The organism is Robiginitalea marina (genome assembly GCF_024006985.1).
GTDB classification, from domain to species: Bacteria; Bacteroidota; Bacteroidia; order Flavobacteriales; family Flavobacteriaceae; genus Robiginitalea; species Robiginitalea marina.
Genome location: NZ_JAMXIB010000006.1, coordinates 61,213 through 78,225, shown reverse-complemented (window position 1 = coordinate 78,225; position 17,013 = coordinate 61,213). Strand labels below are relative to the sequence as shown.

The 17,013-nt window shown below is 60.2% G+C and carries 13 protein-coding genes; 8 read left to right on the top strand and 5 right to left on the bottom strand.

All coding sequences use genetic code 11. From position 1 onward, the window contains the following. Nucleotides 1-54: 54 nt before the first annotated feature. Nucleotides 55-4,416 carry a DNA polymerase III subunit alpha gene (gene dnaE, locus NG653_RS08955; RefSeq protein ID WP_252741357.1) on the bottom strand — a complete coding sequence of 1,454 codons (4,362 nt, stop codon included), beginning with the start codon at nucleotides 4,414-4,416 and terminating at the stop codon, nucleotides 55-57. Nucleotides 4,417-4,688: 272 nt separating this feature from the next. On the opposite strand from dnaE, the gene NG653_RS08950 reads away from it, so the two are divergent. From NG653_RS08950 to NG653_RS08940, 3 genes are read left to right on the top strand one after another with little or no spacing between them, the layout of a single operon-like run. Next, a complete protein-coding gene (locus NG653_RS08950; RefSeq protein WP_252741356.1) occupies nucleotides 4,689-5,294 on the top strand; it encodes a 30S ribosomal protein S16 in 606 nt (201 codons plus the stop codon). A 12-nt stretch (nucleotides 5,295-5,306) separates the two neighbouring features. Continuing rightward, nucleotides 5,307-5,837 (top strand): ribosome maturation factor RimM, encoded by a 531-nt coding sequence (gene rimM, locus NG653_RS08945; RefSeq protein ID WP_252741355.1) that lies wholly within the window; start codon nucleotides 5,307-5,309, stop codon nucleotides 5,835-5,837. A 33-nt stretch (nucleotides 5,838-5,870) separates the two neighbouring features. Continuing rightward, nucleotides 5,871-6,584 carry a tRNA1(Val) (adenine(37)-N6)-methyltransferase gene (locus NG653_RS08940; RefSeq protein ID WP_252741503.1) on the top strand — a complete coding sequence of 238 codons (714 nt, stop codon included), beginning with the start codon at nucleotides 5,871-5,873 and terminating at the stop codon, nucleotides 6,582-6,584. Here NG653_RS08940 and NG653_RS08935 read toward each other — a convergent pair. Both NG653_RS08935 and NG653_RS08930 read right to left on the bottom strand, forming a co-directional pair. Beyond that, a complete protein-coding gene (locus tag NG653_RS08935) occupies nucleotides 6,574-7,473 on the bottom strand; it encodes a dimethylarginine dimethylaminohydrolase family protein (protein ID WP_252741354.1) in 900 nt (299 codons plus the stop codon). The two genes, NG653_RS08940 and NG653_RS08935, sit on opposite strands and share 11 nt — an antisense overlap. Next, nucleotides 7,470-8,750, bottom strand: a complete 1,281-nt coding sequence (locus tag NG653_RS08930) for an amino acid permease (protein WP_252741353.1) — start codon at nucleotides 8,748-8,750, stop codon at nucleotides 7,470-7,472. Before NG653_RS08930 ends, NG653_RS08935 begins: the two co-directional genes overlap by 4 nt. Before the next feature lie 96 nt (nucleotides 8,751-8,846). Between NG653_RS08930 and NG653_RS08925 the strand changes: the two genes are divergently transcribed. Together NG653_RS08925 and NG653_RS08920 are read left to right on the top strand one after the other, a co-directional pair. After that, nucleotides 8,847-9,953: an aromatic ring-hydroxylating oxygenase subunit alpha gene (locus NG653_RS08925; protein WP_252741352.1), complete on the top strand. Its 1,107-nt coding sequence runs from the start codon at nucleotides 8,847-8,849 to the stop codon at nucleotides 9,951-9,953. 110 nt (nucleotides 9,954-10,063) lie between these two features. Beyond that, nucleotides 10,064-11,242, top strand: a complete 1,179-nt coding sequence (locus NG653_RS08920; RefSeq protein ID WP_252741351.1) for an acyl-CoA dehydrogenase family protein — start codon at nucleotides 10,064-10,066, stop codon at nucleotides 11,240-11,242. Between the two features lie 3 nt (nucleotides 11,243-11,245). On the opposite strand, the gene NG653_RS08915 is transcribed toward NG653_RS08920, so the two are convergent. After that, complete coding sequence (locus NG653_RS08915; protein WP_252741350.1) at nucleotides 11,246-12,301, bottom strand: phosphotransferase enzyme family protein; 1,056 nt, start codon at nucleotides 12,299-12,301, stop codon at nucleotides 11,246-11,248. A gap of 12 nt (nucleotides 12,302-12,313) precedes the next feature. Further along, complete coding sequence (locus NG653_RS08910; protein ID WP_252741349.1) at nucleotides 12,314-13,204, bottom strand: nucleotidyltransferase family protein; 891 nt, start codon at nucleotides 13,202-13,204, stop codon at nucleotides 12,314-12,316. A 107-nt stretch (nucleotides 13,205-13,311) separates the two neighbouring features. Here NG653_RS08910 and NG653_RS08905 point away from each other — a divergent pair, with 107 nt between their 5' ends. The 3 genes from NG653_RS08905 to NG653_RS08895 all read left to right on the top strand — a co-directional run bounded on the left by NG653_RS08905 (nucleotide 13,312) and on the right by NG653_RS08895 (nucleotide 16,977). Further along, complete coding sequence (locus NG653_RS08905; protein ID WP_252741348.1) at nucleotides 13,312-14,670, top strand: Gfo/Idh/MocA family protein; 1,359 nt, start codon at nucleotides 13,312-13,314, stop codon at nucleotides 14,668-14,670. Between the two features lie 112 nt (nucleotides 14,671-14,782). Further along, on the top strand, nucleotides 14,783-16,141 hold the full coding sequence (hemN, locus tag NG653_RS08900; protein WP_252741347.1) for an oxygen-independent coproporphyrinogen III oxidase: 1,359 nt from the start codon (nucleotides 14,783-14,785) through the stop codon (nucleotides 16,139-16,141). 14 nt (nucleotides 16,142-16,155) lie between these two features. Further along, entirely contained in the window at nucleotides 16,156-16,977 is an 822-nt protein-coding gene (locus tag NG653_RS08895) for a universal stress protein (RefSeq protein ID WP_252741346.1), read from the top strand. Nucleotides 16,978-17,013: the final 36 nt, after the last annotated feature.

Sequence of the window (17,013 nt, the reverse complement as noted above, 5' to 3'; positions counted from 1 at the left end):
TATGGATCGAAGGCCCCTATGGGCCGGGGGTTGCCCCGCTTTCGCCCCCCGGGGTTAGTTGAGTTTAAAATGCACTTCCTGGTCTTTCAGGCGGTGCAACAGTTCCGAGCTGATCTGTACCTTTTGTTTGCGGCTGGTGAGGTTTACCTTAATGGCTTCCTCCATTTCGTACACCACAAAACTCAGGGGGTGGCTTCCCTTAAAGGCCCTGAGGGTTTCCTTTAATTCATGGATGCGGGCTTCGTGCAACTGGTCGATGTCGAGCTGTATGGTCAGTTTCCGCGCAAAGGCCTCCATCACGTCCTGCAACAGCAGGCACTGGTTGAATTGCAGCCGCGGTTCCCCCTTTTTGCCGGTGTCGCGGTTCACCCAGCCCTCCCGGACGAAGACCTTCAGGTACAGGAAGGCATTGATGGTTAAAAAGTGGCGGAATTTCAGGTATTCCTCCCCGAAGATCCGGAACTCGTAGCTGTCGGAGTAGTCCTCCAGCACAAAGGAGGCCCATCCCTTGCCGTTGCGCGACATGCGGTGCTGCACATCGGTGATCACCCCCGCCACCGACAGCTCGCGGTTCAGGTAGGCGTCCAAATCGTTGAAGGCGCCGATTTCCGCATTGCAGAAGGCCTGGATCTCGGTCTTGAAGTCGTCCAGGGGGTGCCCGGAAATATAGATCCCGACCACTTCCTTTTCCCGCTTGAGGGTTTCCATGGTGCCCCATGGCTCGCAGGGCGGTATTTCCGGCTCTTCGATCTGCACTTCGCTGGCCGTCCCGAAGAGGCTCACCTGGGCCGAATTCTCGCTTTCCTGGAAGCGGGCCCCGAAGCGGAGCACCTTTTCCAGGAAGGTCACCCCGTCGGGCCCGGCATGGAAGTACTGCGCCCGGTGGGCAACGCCCAGGGAATCGAAGCCCCCGGCCAGGGCCAGGTTTTCAAAGGCCTTTTTGTTGGCGGCCCGCAGTTCCACCCTTTTGGCCAGGTCGAAGACCGAGGTGTAGGGCCCGTTTTCCTTGCGGTTTTCCACAATGGTGTCTACCGCGGAACGCCCCACCCCTTTAATGGCCCCCATGCCGAAGCGCACCTGGTTTTCTTTGTTCACGGCGAATTTGTAGTACGACTCGTTCACGTCGGGCCCCAGCACGTCGAGGCCCATCCGTCGGCACTCCTCCATGAAGAAGGTCACCTGCTTGATGTCGTTCATGTTGTTGGAGAGCACCGCCGCCATGTACTCGGCCGGGTAATGGGCCTTCAGGTAGGCCGTCTGGTAGGCGATGTAGGCGTAGCAGGTCGAGTGGCTCTTGTTGAAGGCATAGGAGGCAAAGGCTTCCCAGTCTTTCCAGACCTTTTCCAGGACCTCCCTGGGGTGGCCCCGCTGCTCGCCCCCGTCGAGGAACTTGGGCTTTAGTTTTTCCAGCAGGGCGAAAATCTTTTTCCCCATGGCCTTGCGCAATACATCGGCCTCGCCCTTGGTAAAGCCGGCCAGTTTCTGGGAAAGCAGCATTACCTGCTCCTGGTAGACGGTAATCCCGTAGGTTTCCTTCAGGTATTCCTCCATTTCCGGGAGGTCGTAGGTGATTTCCTCCTCCCCGTGCTTGCGGGCGATAAAGCTCGGGATGTATTCCATGGGCCCGGGGCGGTAGAGGGCGTTCATGGCGATCAGGTCGTCAAACACCGTGGGCTTGAGTTCCTTCAGGTATTTCTGCATCCCCGGCGATTCGTACTGGAAGATGCCGATGGTTTCGCCCCTTTGGAAGAGTTCGTAGGTTTTGGCGTCGTCCAGGGGGAAGTCGTCGGGCACCAGGGTCAGCCCCAGCCGCGCCTTCACGATTTTCACCGTGTCCTTGATCAGGGTCAGGGTCTTCAGCCCCAGGAAGTCCATCTTCAGCAGCCCGGCGCTTTCCACCACCGAGTTGTCAAACTGGGTGACATAGAGGTCGGAATCCTTCGCGGTGGCCACGGGCACGAAGTTGGTGATATCATCCGGGGTAATGATCACCCCGCAGGCATGGATGCCGGTATTGCGGAGGGAACCCTCCAGCACCCGGGCCATGTTCACCGTCTGGGCCTCCAGGTCATCGCCCTCGGAAACCCCCAGCAACTCCTGTATTTTCTCGAATTCGTCGGCCCGGAACCTTTTTTTCAGTTCCTCCCGGGGCACGTCGAACAGCTTGCCGAATTTCGCCATGTTGGGGATCAGCTTGGCCAGGCGGTCGGCATCGCCCAGTGGCAGGTCCAGCACCCGGGCCGTATCGCGGATAGACGATTTGGCCGCCATGGTTCCGTAGGTGACGATCTGGGCCACCTGGTTGGCCCCGTATTTCCCGATCACATAATCCATGACCCGGGAGCGCCCCTCGTCGTCGAAGTCGATATCGATATCGGGCATGGAAACCCGGTCGGGGTTCAAAAAGCGCTCAAAAAGCAAATCGTATTTCAGGGGGTCGATATTGGTAATCCCCAGGCAGTAGGCCACTACCGACCCGGCGGCGGAGCCCCTGCCAGGACCCACGGAAACCCCCATGTTCCGGGCCTCGCGTATGAAATCCTCCACGATGAGGAAGTATCCGGGGTACCCGGAATTCTCGATGGTGGCCAGCTCAAAATCCATCCGTTCCCGGATGGCCTCCGTGAGCTCCCCGTAGCGTTTGCCGGCCCCCTGGTAGGCCAGGTGGCGCAGGTAGGCGTTTTCGCCCCGCTTCCCGCCGTCCTGCTCGTCTTCCGCAACCTTGAACTCCGGGGGGATCTCGAACTTCGGGAGCAACACCTCCCGGGCCAGGTCAAAGGGGGTGATTTTGGCAATGATTTCCCCGATGGACAGGATACTCTCGGGCAGGTCGCGGAACAATTCCTTCATCTGCTCGGGCGACTTGAAATAGTATTCCTGGTTGGGCAGGCCGAAGCGGTAGCCCCGGCCACGCCCGATGGGGGTCGAGCGCTTTTCCCCGTCCTTCACGCAAAGCAGGATGTCGTGGGCTTCGGCTTCCTCCTTTTCGCAGTAGTAGGTGTTGTTGGTGGCCACAAGGGAAACGCCGTGTTTCCTGGCCAGGGCCACCAGGGTCTGGTTGGCACGGTCCTCGTCTTCCTGCCCGTGCCGCAACAGCTCCACATAGAGGTCGTCCCCGAATTGCTCCTTCCACCAGAGCAGGGCTTCTTCGGCCTGCTTTTCCCCGACGTTCAGGATTTTGGAGGGCACTTCCCCGTAGAGGTTCCCAGTGAGGACAATGAGGTCGTCCCCGTATTTGCGGACCACCTCCCGGTCGATCCTGGGCACGTAGTAAAACCCTTCGGTGTAGGCGATGGACGACATCTTGGCCAGGTTCAGGTAGCCGTTCTTGTTCTTGGCCAGCATCACCACCTGGTACCCGTAGTCTTTTACCGTTTTGTTGTGGCGGTCTTCGCAGACGTAGAATTCGCACCCCAGGATGGGCACGATTTCCCGTTTCCCCTCCCCTTCGGGCGCATCGGCCAGGCTTTTGTTGTAGCTGTTCACCTCCCGCACGAAATGGAAGGCGCCCATCATGTTGGCGTGGTCGGTCAGGGCCACGGCGGGCATGTCGTATTTGGCCGCTGCCGCAACCAGGTCCTTTATTTTGATGGTCGATTGGAGGACTGAAAACTGCGAATGGTTGTGCAGGTGCACGAAAACGGCATCTTCCAGGGCCTTTTCGTTTTCGCGGATCTCGGCATGGCTCAGCCCGCTTTCTGCCTGGGCCGCTTTCCGGGCCAGGGCTTCGGAAGCCTTCTTGAGGTTTTTGTGTTTGAGCCCCAGCAGGGCAATCGGGCCGGGGTTTGAGGCCTCGAATTCCGCGAAGTATCCCGGCCCCACCCCGAGCTGCTGGGCCGGGAATGACCGCCGCCTGAGCAGCTCCAGAAAGCAACGGGTGGTCGCTTCCACGTCGGCGCTGGCGTTGTGGGCCTCCTCAAAGGGTTCCCCGAAGAGGTGCTGGTGCAGTTCGGTAAGGGTGGGCAGCTTGTATTTCCCCCCGCGTCCCCCGGGCAGCTGGCAGAGTTCCGCCGTTTCCTCCGTACAGGTGTCGAGTACGGGGAAGGCATCGAGCGGGTTTTCTTCCCCCTGCCGGTAAAATTCGGCCCCCATGACGTTGAGGTCGAACCCCACGTTTTGGCCGACCAGGAATTTTGTACGCCCCAGGGCGGCTTTAAAGGCCTGAAGGACTTCGGACAGAGGCTTCCCTTCCTTTTGGGCCAGGGCGGTGGAGATCCCGTGGATCTGTTCCGCGTCGTACGGGATGTCGAACCCCGCGGGTTGCACCAGCGCATCGAACTGCTCCAAAAGCCTTCCCGAGGCATCGTGCAACTGCCAGGCGATCTGCACGCACCGCGGCCAGTTGTCGGTATTGCTGGCCGGGGCGTCCCATCGCTTGGGCAGGCCCGTGGTTTCCGTATCAAAAATCAGGTACATAAGGGTGCGGGTCGGAGTTTGGACCGATAAAAATAGAGAAACACCGCCGTCTAAAAAAAGGTTGTTTTAAGGAGTTATCAACCACCCCGTAAACCGGCAAAAAACACCGGCCCCGCCCGCGGCTTAAAAAAATCGCCTGCCGCCCGGGAAGATTCAGCAAAGAAGCGTATATTTGCACCCGCTTTGGGACTTCGTCCCGCGGCAGAACAGCGACCTGAAGCTGTAGTAATGGATTAATAACCGGGGTCGGGTACCCCACAAATTAATGTGATATGCCAGTTAGAATTAGACTTCAAAGACACGGTAAAAAAGGCAAACCCTTTTACTGGATCGTAGCCGCCGACGCGCGGGCCAAGCGGGATGGAAGGTTCCTGGAGAAACTCGGGATCTACAACCCCAACACCAACCCTGCCACCATCGAAATCGATATGGACCAGTCCGTACAATGGCTCGACAATGGCGCCCAGCCCTCCGAGACCGCCCGCAGGATTTTGTCCTACAAGGGCGTGTTGCTGAAGCACCACCTGAAGGCCGGCGTCCGCAAGGGGGCCCTTACCGAAGAGCAGGCTGAAGCGAAGTTCGAGGCCTGGGTAGCCGAGAAGGAGCAAAAGATTTCTTCCAAGTCAGAAGGGTTGGAGAAGGCCAAAGCCGAGGCCCGGGCCAAAGCCCTGGAGGCTGAGAAGGAAGCCAACGAAAAACGGGCACAGGCCGCTGCTGCTGAAACTGCAGAGGAAGTCGCCGAAGAAGCCGTTGCCGAAGAAGCTGCCGCTGAGCAGACCCCTGCAGTGGAAGCCGAAGCTGCTGCCACCGAAGAAGCTCCTGCTGCTGAAGCCGGGGAGGCCCCTGCTGCAGAAGAGGCAGATTCAGAAAAGCAGTAACACACACCAGCCATGCGGAAGGAGGATTGCTTTTACCTCGGTAAGATCGTCTCCCTCCACGGCTATAAAGGGGAGGTCCTGGCCAAGCTGGACACGGATTCCCCCCAGGAATACGAAAATATGGAATCAGTGCTCGTGGCCCTCGGCAGCGACCTGGTTCCTTTTTTTATGCAGCAGAGCCGGCTGCACAAGTCGAACCTGCTGCGCATCCGTTTCGAGGAGGTCAGTACGGAACCCGAAGCCTCCCGCCTGCTGGGCTGCGAGCTCTACCTCCCCCTCGAACTTTTGCCGAAACTCACCGGGAACCGCTTTTATTACCACGAAGTCATCGGGTTTTCCCTGCAGGATGCCGTCCACGGACCGGTCGGGGTCATCCGGACGGTCAACGACCAGGGCCCCCAGGCCCTTTTTGTGGCTGAAAAGGACGGAAAGGAACTGCTGATCCCCGTCACTGACGATTTCATTGTGAAGGTAGACCGGGAGGGGCAAACCGTCCACATCCGCACCCCCGAGGGCCTGATCGACCTCTACCTGGGGCAGTAACCGGCCCTTTTGCCAACGTTTTTCCCGATTGCCATGGCTTCCCCCTTTCGTTTCAAGCAATTTACCATCGCCCAGGACCGGGCCGCCATGAAGGTGGGTACCGACGGGGTGTTGCTCGGGGCCTGGACGCCCCTGGAGCCCATGCCCGGTACCATCCTCGACATCGGGGCCGGGACGGGGCTGATCGCCCTCATGCTGGCCCAGCGGTCGGCAGCGGAAACCATTGACGCCCTGGAAATCGACCCGGAGGCGTTTGAGCAGTGCGTGGGCAATTTTGAGGCCTCCCCCTGGGCAGACCGGCTGTTTTGTTACCATGCGGGCCTGGAGGAATTTGTGGCGGAAATGGAAGGGGGGTACGACCTGGTGGTGTCCAACCCGCCCTTCTACCCGGGGGAAGTCCCCAGCGGGGACCCCTCCAGGGACCTGGCACGCCAGCAACAGGCGTTGCCCTTTGGGGTGTTGCTGGCCGGGGCCGCGGCCCTGTTGTCGCCCCGCGGGCAGTTTTGCCTGATCCTGCCCTACGCGGAGGAGGCAGGCTTTATAAGGCTTGCCGCGTCCCACGGCCTTTTCCCCAACCGCATCACCCGGGTGCGGGGTACTGCGGGTTCCCCCCTCAAAAGGAGCCTGCTGTGCTTTTCTTTCCGGGAATCGGAGGTGCAGGAAGACGAACTCGTTTTGGAGGTGGGGCGCAACCGGTTTTCAGAGGCGTACCGCGACCTGACCCGGGAATTCTACCTCAACCGTTGAGCGCCGCACGGCGTTTCCACGGGCGGGTGAGGCAGGTGGGCCCCCCGCCCCCTTTCAGGCTGATTTCACTGCCTTCATAGGTCAGCACCCCGCACCCCGCATCCCTCAGCGCTTTTTCGGTTTTCGGGTTGCCCGAGGCCATCAGGCAGGTCCTGGGGCCCAGGGCCAGTACGTTGCTCCCCAGCGACATGAATTCCCCTTCCGGGACCTCCACCAGGGAAAATCCTCGCTCCAGCAGGGTATTGCGGAACGAAATCGGCATCAGGGGGGAATATACCACCGCCAGGTCCCGGTCTACGGGGCTTAGGATCGACATCAGGTGGAACACGTCCGAGGGCCCCAGGAAATGGGGCAGGTCGGCCACCACCACGGTAATGCCCAGGGGGGCCAACAACCCTTTTAATTGTTCTATACCCGCCGCATTGGTGCGGTAGCTGTGGCCCACGGCCAGGGTTTCGCGGTCCAGCCAGGCCACATCGCCCCCTTCCAGGGTCCCCGGGGCCTCGATCTGCCCCAGGATGGGCAGCCCCATGGCTTCATAAATTTCCCGGTGGGCATCGGGTTCCCCCTGTCGGGCGGGTTTGCCCATGCGGCAGAGCACCATCCCGTGGTCCGTGGCGATGGAGGCGTCGCGGCAATAGAGGGCATCCAGGGAGAGCCCTTCCTGCAGGGGCATGCGATGCACTTCCGGCACCCGCTGGCCGAGCAGGGACTCAAAACGCTCATATTGCCTGAGGGCTTCCCCCAGGTCGGGTTGGGCCAAAAAGTTCAGGGCCTTCCACTGGGAAGCCAGGGCACCGGCATCCGTAAAGGCATGCGCCGCAGGCCGGATAAAGACCGATTCCAGGGGCAGGTATTCGGAGTGGGAGGTAAGGGTTGTCGCTTTCATGGGGTGGTCTGGCTTTTTTTCCATTTCATGAATACATAGATGGGGGTCCCCAAAAGCAGCATGATGAACCCCCAGAATACCGATTGTTCGCCGGCCCCGAAAATGGCCCAGAGCGAGAAGCTGAAGGCCAGGCTTCCCAACAGGAAAATCGGGAGCAGGGAATGGCCCCTGGCTACCCGTTGCAGGGAAAGGGACACAAAGGCGGCTGAGGCAAAGAGGTAGGGGATAAGGGTGCAGAAGGTAGAGAGCAGGATCATAAAGCGGAACTGTTCCACCAGCCCGTCGGTATAATTCATCAGGGCGACCACGGAACTCAGGGCGCTGCCGATCACCAGGCCCCAAACCGGGACCCCTTTGGCGTTCTCTTTCCTGAAGATGCCCGGGAAGAGCCGGTCTTTGGCTGTGGCTTCGGCTACCTGGCCTTGGATCAGGATCCAGCCGTTCATGGCCCCGAAACTGGCAATGGCTGCCCCTGCAGCGATCAGGCCCCCGCCTAAATCCCCCGCCATGAGCTGCATGGCGTCGGCGAAGGGGGCCGTGGATTCCGAAAGGCGGTCGAGCGGGATCATGCCCATCACCACCACCGTGCTGAGGATGTACACCAGGGTGGTCAGGGCGGTCCCCAGGAGGGTGGCCCGGGGGATGGTTTTTTCAGGGTTTTCCACCTTGTCGGAAGGCACCGTGGCGCTTTCCAGGCCCAGGAAGGCAAAAAGGGTCAGGGTCCCCGTAATGGCGATGGCTTTCCACGACGATTCCCCGCTGGCATTGAAGGGGATGAAATTGGCCCACTTGAAATAGAACAGCCCCCCGCCGATGACCACCAAAATGGGCACCAGCTTGAGCAGGGTGGTGAGCAGCTGCATTTTCCCGGAGGAACGCACCCCCCGGGAATTGACCCAGGTGAGCAGCCAGATGGCCGACAGGCTCAGGGCGATGGCCGCCAGCGGGCTTGTCCCCAGGATTGGGAAAAAGACCCCCAGGGCGCTTACGAAGGCCACCCCCATGGCGGCTACCGAAACCCAGATCGAGATCCAGTACCCCCAGGCGACCAGGAACCCGATGTAATCGCCGAACCCGGCCCGGGCAAAGGCATAGGGCCCTCCCTTGCTGTCGGTGACCAAAACGCTGAGCTTGCTGAAAACCCTGGCCAGCAGCAGGGCCCCGGTGGCCGAAACCAGCCAGCCTACCAGGCTGATGCCCCCGTATTTCGCCAGGGTGGAGGGCATCAGGAAAATGCCGGCCCCGATCATGTTCCCGATTACCAGGGAGGTGGTCATCCAGATCCCAAGTTTTTGGCTGCTGTTAGCGGGGGGCATTTGCGGTGGTATAATTCGGAGAGAATTGCATAACTTTAAAAGTACAAATAAACAGGTGTGGCCAAAAAATATTTTATCGACCCCGACATCCGCAAAGCGGCAACCCTCCCTGCGTCCTTTTACCGGGACCCCGGGGTTTTCGAAGCGCTCAAAGACCAGGTATTTTACCGCACCTGGCAATGGATAGGCGATGGCCACAGCCTGCAGGCCCCGGCTTCGGCCCGTCCGTTTCTGCTCCTGGAGGGGTTTTTGGACGAGCCCATGGTACTGACCCGCGACGCCTCGGGGACCCTGCATTGCCTGAGCAATGTCTGCACCCACCGGGGCAACCTGGTGGTGGGGAAGGAGGGGCCGGCCAAAAAATTGATCTGCGGGTACCATGGCCGGAGGTTCCGGCTCGATGGCACATTCGAACATATGCCCGAATTCTCCGAAGCCGAGGGGTTCCCCCGCCCCTGCGACCACCTGCATGCCTATCCCCTGCGGCAGTGGGGGCCGTTCCTGTTTGCCGGCCTCAACCCGGGGTACGATTTCCAGCAGGTGATCGATACCATGGACCAGCGGGTCGGCTTCCTGCCCCTCGACCAACTGGTCGAAGACCCCGGGCGCAGCCGGGAGTACCCGGTAAAGGCCCACTGGGCCCTGTACTGCGACAATTACCTCGAGGGCTTCCACATCCCCTTTGTCCATGCGGGCCTGAATGCCGTGCTGGAGTACGGCGATTACCAGACCCTGTGTTTTGATTACCTGAACCTGCAGATCGGGTTTGCCTCGGGGGGCGATGCCATTTTCGACCTGCCCGAGGGCCATCCCGATTACGGGAAAAAGGTGGCCGCCTATTACTTTTGGGTCTTCCCCAACATGATGTTCAACGTGTACCCCTGGGGGATCTCAGTGAACCTGGTGCAGCCCGTCGACGGGGAGGCGACCCGGGTCCATTTTAAAACGTACGTTTGGGACCGCTCGAAACTCGACCAGGGCGCCGGCTCGAACCTCGACCGCGTGGAACTGGAAGACGAGGAGGTGGTGGAAGGGGTCCACAAAGGGGTCCGGTCGCGGTTTTACCAGGCGGGGCGGTTTTCCCCCACCCGCGAACAGGGGGTGCACCACTTTCATTCCCTGCTGGCCGATTTCCTGGGCCGCCCACCCGCCGAAGGAGCGTAAATTCGGGTACTTCCCCCAGTGAAATACCGATCCCTGAACGGAGCTGGGGCCCTGGCCATCCTGTTGGTTTGTTGGGCTGCATTGCCTACCTTTGGCGGAAAATCTGAAGGATGAAACCAGACCTTTTTGAAGCCCCCGATTACTACCTTTTGGACGAACTGCTGACCGAAGAACACAAACTGGTGCGGGATGCCGCGCGCAGTTGGGTCAAACGGGACGTGTCGCCCATTATTGAAGGGTATGCCCAACGGGCGGAATTCCCCCGGCAGATCATCGGCGGCCTGGCGGAGATCGGTGCTTTCGGCCCCTACATCCCGGCCGAATACGGGGGCGCAGGCCTGGACCAGATCAGCTATGGCCTCATCATGCAGGAAATCGAGCGGGGCGACAGCGGGGTGCGTTCCACTGCCTCCGTGCAGTCTTCCCTGGTCATGTACCCGATTTACGCCTATGGGGATGAAGCCCAGCGCAAAAAATACCTGCCAAAGCTGGCCAGCGGCGAACTGATGGGGTGCTTTGGCCTCACCGAACCCGACCACGGCTCGAACCCCTCGGGCATGGTAACGAATTTCAGGGACAAGGGCGACCATTTCCTCCTCAACGGGGCCAAGCTCTGGATTTCCAATGCCCCCTTTGCCGATATCGCCGTCGTTTGGGCGAAAAACGAGGAGGGCCGCATCCACGGCCTGATCGTGGAACGTGGCATGGAAGGGTTCTCCACCCCGGAAACCCACAACAAATGGTCCCTGCGGGCATCGGCCACCGGGGAATTGATTTTTGACAATGTGAAGGTCCCCAAGGAAAACCTCCTTCCCGGCAAGAGCGGGCTCGGCGCCCCCCTGGGCTGCCTCGATTCCGCCCGGTACGGCATTGCCTGGGGCGCGATTGGCGCGGCCATGGACTGCTACGATACGGCCCTGCGCTATTCCAAAGAACGCATCCAGTTTGACAAGCCCATCGGGGCCACCCAGCTGCAGCAGAAGAAACTGGCCGAAATGGTGACCGAGATCACCAAGGCCCAGTTGCTCGCTTTCCGCCTGGGGCAACTCAAGAACGAAGGCAGGGCCACTACGGCCCAGATTTCCATGGCCAAAAGGAACAATGTGGAAATGGCCCTGAACATCGCCCGGGAGGCCCGGCAGGTCCTCGGCGGCATGGGCATCACGGGGGAATACCCCATCATGCGGCACATGATGAACCTTGAGTCGGTGGTGACCTACGAGGGCACCCACGACATCCACCTGCTCATTACCGGGGCCGATATTACGGGTTTCAACGCCTTTAAATAGGCCTTATCCGAAAACTTCCCGAAAGGTTTGCTGCAGCCCGGGCAGGGCTGCAAGGCCGGCCTGTGCGAACCCCAGCAGGTTCCGGGCCCGCTCCAGGTTCTGCCCGGGGTAGGCCGGGGTATAGTACCGGTCGCCCAGCAGGTAGTCTGCCAGGGCGCGGATGCCGTGCAACGTCGGCATCAGTACCGCCCCGTGCGACAGCCACCGGCCCTCTTCCGCTTCCCACGCAAAGCCGCTCTCCTTCCACCCGCTGAGGTAGGCGCTGTACAGGGCCAGGTCTATTTCCGGGGGGCCAGTTTGCGCCCCGTCTTCGGCTGCGGGGCTGACGACTGTTCGGGCCGCATCGCCGAAATCCCAGATCAGGTGGCCGGGCATCAGGGTATCGAGGTCGATCAGGCAAAGGGCCTTGCCCGATTCCGAATCAAACAGGATGTTGCTGAGTTTGGCATCGTTGTGGCAAACCCGCCAGGGGAAACGCCCGAAAGGGATTTGCCCGCAAAACGAGGCCAGGTCCCTGCCCAGTGTCAGGAGGGGGCCCGTCGCTTCAAGCCGGTCGGCAAGCCCCTCCCCCACAGCTTGTTCCAATTGGGCCATCCTCCAGGCCAGGTCGTGGAATCGGGGCAGGGGGGTATTCAGGGCTGTGGCCGGGATATCCGCGACCAGCTGGTGGAAGCGCCCTAGGATCCGCCCGGCTTCGCGGGCCGTTTCCGGATTTGAGGTTTGGGCGTGGGCCATCGACCCGGGCAGGTAGGTGAACACCCTCCAGAAATCGCCCTGTTCCCCACGCACCCAGTAATCCCCTTCGGGGGTTTTAACCAGTTCCAGCCCGGCGTACCCGGGGCCCCGAAGGTGGGGGAGCAGGGCCAGGATGTTTTCCATCACCTGCTCCGGGGAGCCGAAAACGTCGGTGTTGACCCTTTGGAGCAGGTACACCGGGGTTTCGCCTTCCAGCACCCGGTAGGTGTCATTGATATACCCCTGGGCGATCCGTTCCAGGTGCATGCGGTCGCCTTCGACCCCGAAACGGGCAAGCACCTCCCGGGCGCGGTGGGCAGGCATCGGGCGCAGGGGTCAGGTGTTGCCCCAGAGGGGGGAGGGGTAGTTCCCCGCGGCGGTCTCGGCCTTCAGGGCCTCTACCGCCTGTTCCTTGTCGGCCGCATACGTTACCCCGAACCACTGGCTTTCGGAGGGGATTACCTCCACCCGGGCCCCGCCGGTGCGCAGCATGTCCTGGATCACAAAGGGCAGGTAGATTTCCCCTTTGGAAGGGTCTTCCACCGTAGCGAGGAAGTGGCGGAAGTCGGCTTCGATTTTCGGGAAAAGCGCCGGCTGGCAGACCCAGAAATTCATGCTCACCTGCTCGTCCCCGGCAAAGGACAGGCCGCTGTGGGCATCGCGGATTTCGCCGTCCCGGGCTTCGATTTCCAACCGCTCATCTACCGATACCAGGTCGGTGCCGCGTTGTTGGCACACCCCCCGGGAAACGGAACCGTGGGGGGAGAGGGTGTCCCGGAGGGTATAGGCAATCAGGCCAAAGGCGTCCTGGGACCCGGTGCGCCGTATGAATTCGGAGGCCCGGGCATAGGCGGCCTGGCCGTAGTAGTCGTCGGCATTGATGACGGCAAAGGGGTTGGTGATCACGTTGCGGGCGGTCCACACGGCATGGGCCGTACCCCAGGGCTTGGCGCGCTCGCCGGCGAACTGGGTCCCCGCAGGCAGGTCGGTCAGTTCCTGGGCCAGCACGTCGAGGCTTACATGTTTGGGGAGCCGCTGGCTCAGGTAGTCCCTCAGGTAAGCGACATTGTCTTTCTGGGTGATGACCACGATATGGGTGAAGCCGTTGGCGATGGCATCGTACATGCTGAATTCCATCAGGAACTCCCCGCCCGGCCCCAGGTCGTCGAATTGTTTTAGTTTTCCGTAGCGGCTGCCCTTGCCGGCCGCCATAAGCAATAAGGTCATGGTGATGCGGTTTTGAGGGCCTAAATTACGGGATTGAAGGGGAATTCGGGAGAATACCGGCAGATTTCCTAACTTCCTGCGACAAAATTAATGATAACGTAACTGCTATGGGAACCCGAAGATCCTTCCTCCACAAAACCGCCCTCGCCTCCACCGCCCTGGGGCTTTTCCCCTCCTCCCAGTTTGCCTGGCCCGGACGGGCCGATGGCCCCGTGTTGCGGGTGGGCCTTATCGGGGTGGGCCTCAGGGGGACCAACCACCTGGGCAACCTGTTGTTGCGCGACGACGTGGCGGTGACGGCCCTTTGCGATACCGACCCGCAGCGCCTGGAGCTCTGCGCGGGCCTGATCCGGAAGGCGGGCAGGCCGCAGGCCGCTGCCTTCGGGGCCCACGAACACGCCTACCGCGACCTGCTGGCCCTGCAAACCGTGGATGCGGTGATCATCTCCACCCCCTGGCAATGGCATACCCCCATGGCCGTGGACGCCATGAAGGCCGGGAAGTACACGGGCCTTGAAGTTTCTGCGGCCACCACCCTGGAAGAGTGCTGGGACCTGGTCAATACCCACGAAGCCACGGGGACCCACCTGATGCTGCTGGAAAACGTGAACTACCGCCGCGACATCCTGGCGGTGCTCCACATGGTGCGCCAGGGGGTCTTCGGCGAGCTGGTCCACTTTCGGTGCGGCTATCAGCACGATTTGAGGGAAGTGAAGTTCAACGACGGGAAACAACCCTATGGAGGCGGGGTGGAATTCGGGGAGAAGGCGATTTCCGAAGCCCGCTGGCGGACGGAGTATTCCCTGAAGCGAAACGCCGATGTCTACCCCACCCACGGGCTGGGGCCGGTGGCGGTGATGGCCGACATCAACCGGGGAAACCGCCTGGTAAGCCTCACTTCCAGCGCCACCAAGGCTATTGGGCTGCACAACCACATCGTACGTCAGGGCGGGGCGGACCACCCGAATGCAGCCCTGACCTTCCAGCAGGGGGATGTGATCACCTCCACCCTGGAAACAGCGGCGGGGCAAACCATCCTGATCACCCACGACTGCAACCTTCCCCGCCCGTACTCCCTGGGCTTCCGCGTGCAGGGGGCCTTCGGCCTGTGGGAAGTGGATGGCAACCGCATGTATATCGAGGGAAAATCCGAACCCCACCGCTGGGATGATGCCAAACCCTGGCTGGAAACCTACGACCACCCGCTGTGGAAGAAATACGGGGAGTACGCCCTGGGGGCCGGCCATGGGGGTATGGACTTTTTTGTACTCCACGCCTTCGTGGAGTCAGCCAGGCAGGGCATCGCGCCCCCTATAGACGCCTACGATGCGGCCGCCTGGAGCGCCGTAACGCCCCTTTCGGAGCGCTCCATTGCCGAAAATGGGGCCCCGCAGTTTTTTCCGGACTTTACCCGGGGAAAATGGATGCACCGAAAACCCGTGGACTGGATCCGGGATACCTACTAAGCCCCTTCGGGCGTTTCCTGCCACCAGCCGGGAACAGGCGAAAATGACATTTGTCATATGTGGCCCGGCCCAGGAGGGCTAGCTTTGTTTTCTAACAGCAACTGAGAAATCCATGTGCGACCTTGTTCAAAAATACAACGTGCCGGGCCCCCGCTATACGAGCTACCCCACGGTTCCCTACTGGGACCTGGACGGCTTTTCAGGGGAAAAATGGAAGGAAACCGTGGCGCGGAGTTTTCAGGAAAGCAACGACACGAGCGGCATCAGCCTCTATATCCACCTGCCCTTTTGCGAAAGCATGTGTACCTTTTGCGGCTGCCATAAGCGCATCACCAAAAGGCACGATGTGGAAATGCCCTATATCCGGTCCCTGCTGAAGGAATGGGAACTGTATCGCAGGCTTTTCGGGCACCGGCCCGTGATCCGCGAGCTGCACCTTGGGGGCGGTACCCCCACCTTTTTTTCCCCGGAAAACCTGCAGGTCCTCCTCAGGGGGATTTTCAGCCACGCCGACCGGGCCGAAGACTGGGAATTCAGCTTTGAAGGGCATCCGGGCAATACCACCCGGGAACACCTGAGGGTGTTGTATGAAGCCGGGTTTCGAAGGGTTTCCTACGGGGTACAGGATTACAATGAATCGGTCCAAAAGGCCATCAACCGGATCCAGACCTTCGAGCAGGTCGCTGAAATCACCCGGATTTCAAGGGAGGAAGGGTATACCTCCGTGGGCCACGACATCATCTACGGCCTGCCCCTGCAAACGGTTTCCCACATGGAAGAAACCCTGCGCAAGACCGCGGGGCTCCAACCCGACCGGATTGCCTTCTACAGCTATGCCCACGTCCCCTGGCTTAAGGGGAATGGCCAGCGGGGCTTCAGGGAATCGGACCTCCCCACGGCCGAAGTAAAGCGGCAGCAATACGAAATGGGCAGGAACATGCTGGTCGAATCGGGCTATAAAGACATCGGCATGGACCATTATGCCCTGCCTTCGGACGGCCTGTACCGGGCGCTGCAAAGCGGGGGGCTCCACCGGAATTTTATGGGGTATACCGTTTCCAGGACCCGCCTGATGATCGGGCTGGGGGTTTCCAGCATCAGCGACAGCTGGTATGGCTTCGCCCAGAATGTCAAGAATATCGAGGAATATGAGCACCTGTTGGAATCCGACATCATCCCCGTGTACCGCGGGCACGTGCTCAGCGAAGAAGACGAGGTGGTCCGCAGGCATATCCTCGACCTGATGTGCCGCTTTGAAACCCGGTGGGACCTGGGCCTGCCCGAAGGGCCCCTCAGCGACATCCGGGAACGGCTCCGTGAAACCGAGGCAGACGGGTTGGTCCGCATGGAACCCGACCGTTTGCTCGTAACAGAACCAGGGCGGGCATTTATCCGCAACATCTGTATGGCGTTTGACCTGCGTTTACACAATAAAGCCCCGGAAACCAGGTTATTTTCAATGACCGTATAATTAAACCCAAAGCCATGAAAACCATTATTGTCCCCGTTGATTTCAGCCAGCAATCCGAATATGCCCTTGAGGTAGCGGCTTCCCTGGCCCAGCGCTATACGTCCGAGATCATTGTCCTGCACATGCTGGAACTGAACTACGCCATGATTTCGTCTTCCGAGGCGTACCACCCGGAACAGACGGTTTTCCTGCTTAAGGCAGCAGAAAAGCGGCTTGGGGAATTCCTCGACAAGGAGTACCTGAAAGGCATTACGGTCACCCCGGTGATCAAGCACTACAAGGTATTCTCCGAAGTCAATGAAGTGGCCGCCAAGCACGGGGCAGACCTGATTGTGATGGGGTCCCACGGCACCGACGGGCTGCAGGAAATCTTTATCGGCTCGAATGCCGAGCGGGTGGTTCGCCATTCCGACATCCCGGTGATCGTGGTCAAGAAGCGGAGGCCCAAATTCCAGATCAGGACCTTTGTGTTCGCCTGCGATTTCCAGGAAAAGAACCTTCCGGCCTTCCTGAAGGCCAAATCTTTTGCGGAAATGTTTAAGGCGGAATTAAAGCCGGTGTACATCAATACCCCCGGGGACCACTTTTTGAGCGAAGCCGATATGGACGGGCAAATTGACAAATTCCTCGACAGGGCCAGCGTGGACCTGAAGGTGAAAAAATTCAGTGATTACAGTGTGGAGCGCGGGGTGCTGAACTACAGCGAAAGCATAAATGCCGACCTGATTGGGATCCCGACCCATGGAAGGAAGGGGATATCACACTTCTTCATGGGTAGCATCGGCGAAGACATCGCGAACCATTCCACGATCCCGGTAATCACCTTTAAAATCTGATCCTATTTTTTTAGTTGCTGTCTGGGAAAGGGGGGA

Bases quoted from the DNA above. Each gene is read 5' to 3' on its own strand.
- NG653_RS08910 (WP_252741349.1), bottom strand. From the start codon at position 13,204: ATGACCTTATTGCTTATGGCGGCCGGCAAGGGCAGCCGCTACGGAAAA.
- NG653_RS08915 (WP_252741350.1), bottom strand. From the start codon at position 12,301: ATGCCTGCCCACCGCGCCCGGGAGGTGCTTGCCCGTTTCGGGGTCGAA.
- NG653_RS08930 (WP_252741353.1), bottom strand. From the start codon at position 8,750: ATGACCACCTCCCTGGTAATCGGGAACATGATCGGGGCCGGCATTTTC.
- rimM (WP_252741355.1), top strand. From the start codon at position 5,307: ATGCGGAAGGAGGATTGCTTTTACCTCGGTAAGATCGTCTCCCTCCAC.
- NG653_RS08935 (WP_252741354.1), bottom strand. From the start codon at position 7,473: ATGAAAGCGACAACCCTTACCTCCCACTCCGAATACCTGCCCCTGGAA.
- NG653_RS08905 (WP_252741348.1), top strand. From the start codon at position 13,312: ATGGGAACCCGAAGATCCTTCCTCCACAAAACCGCCCTCGCCTCCACC.
- NG653_RS08920 (WP_252741351.1), top strand. From the start codon at position 10,064: ATGAAACCAGACCTTTTTGAAGCCCCCGATTACTACCTTTTGGACGAA.
- NG653_RS08940 (WP_252741503.1), top strand. From the start codon at position 5,871: ATGGCTTCCCCCTTTCGTTTCAAGCAATTTACCATCGCCCAGGACCGG.
- hemN (WP_252741347.1), top strand. From the start codon at position 14,783: ATGTGCGACCTTGTTCAAAAATACAACGTGCCGGGCCCCCGCTATACG.
- NG653_RS08895 (WP_252741346.1), top strand. From the start codon at position 16,156: ATGAAAACCATTATTGTCCCCGTTGATTTCAGCCAGCAATCCGAATAT.
- dnaE (WP_252741357.1), bottom strand. From the start codon at position 4,416: ATGTACCTGATTTTTGATACGGAAACCACGGGCCTGCCCAAGCGATGG.
- NG653_RS08950 (WP_252741356.1), top strand. From the start codon at position 4,689: ATGCCAGTTAGAATTAGACTTCAAAGACACGGTAAAAAAGGCAAACCC.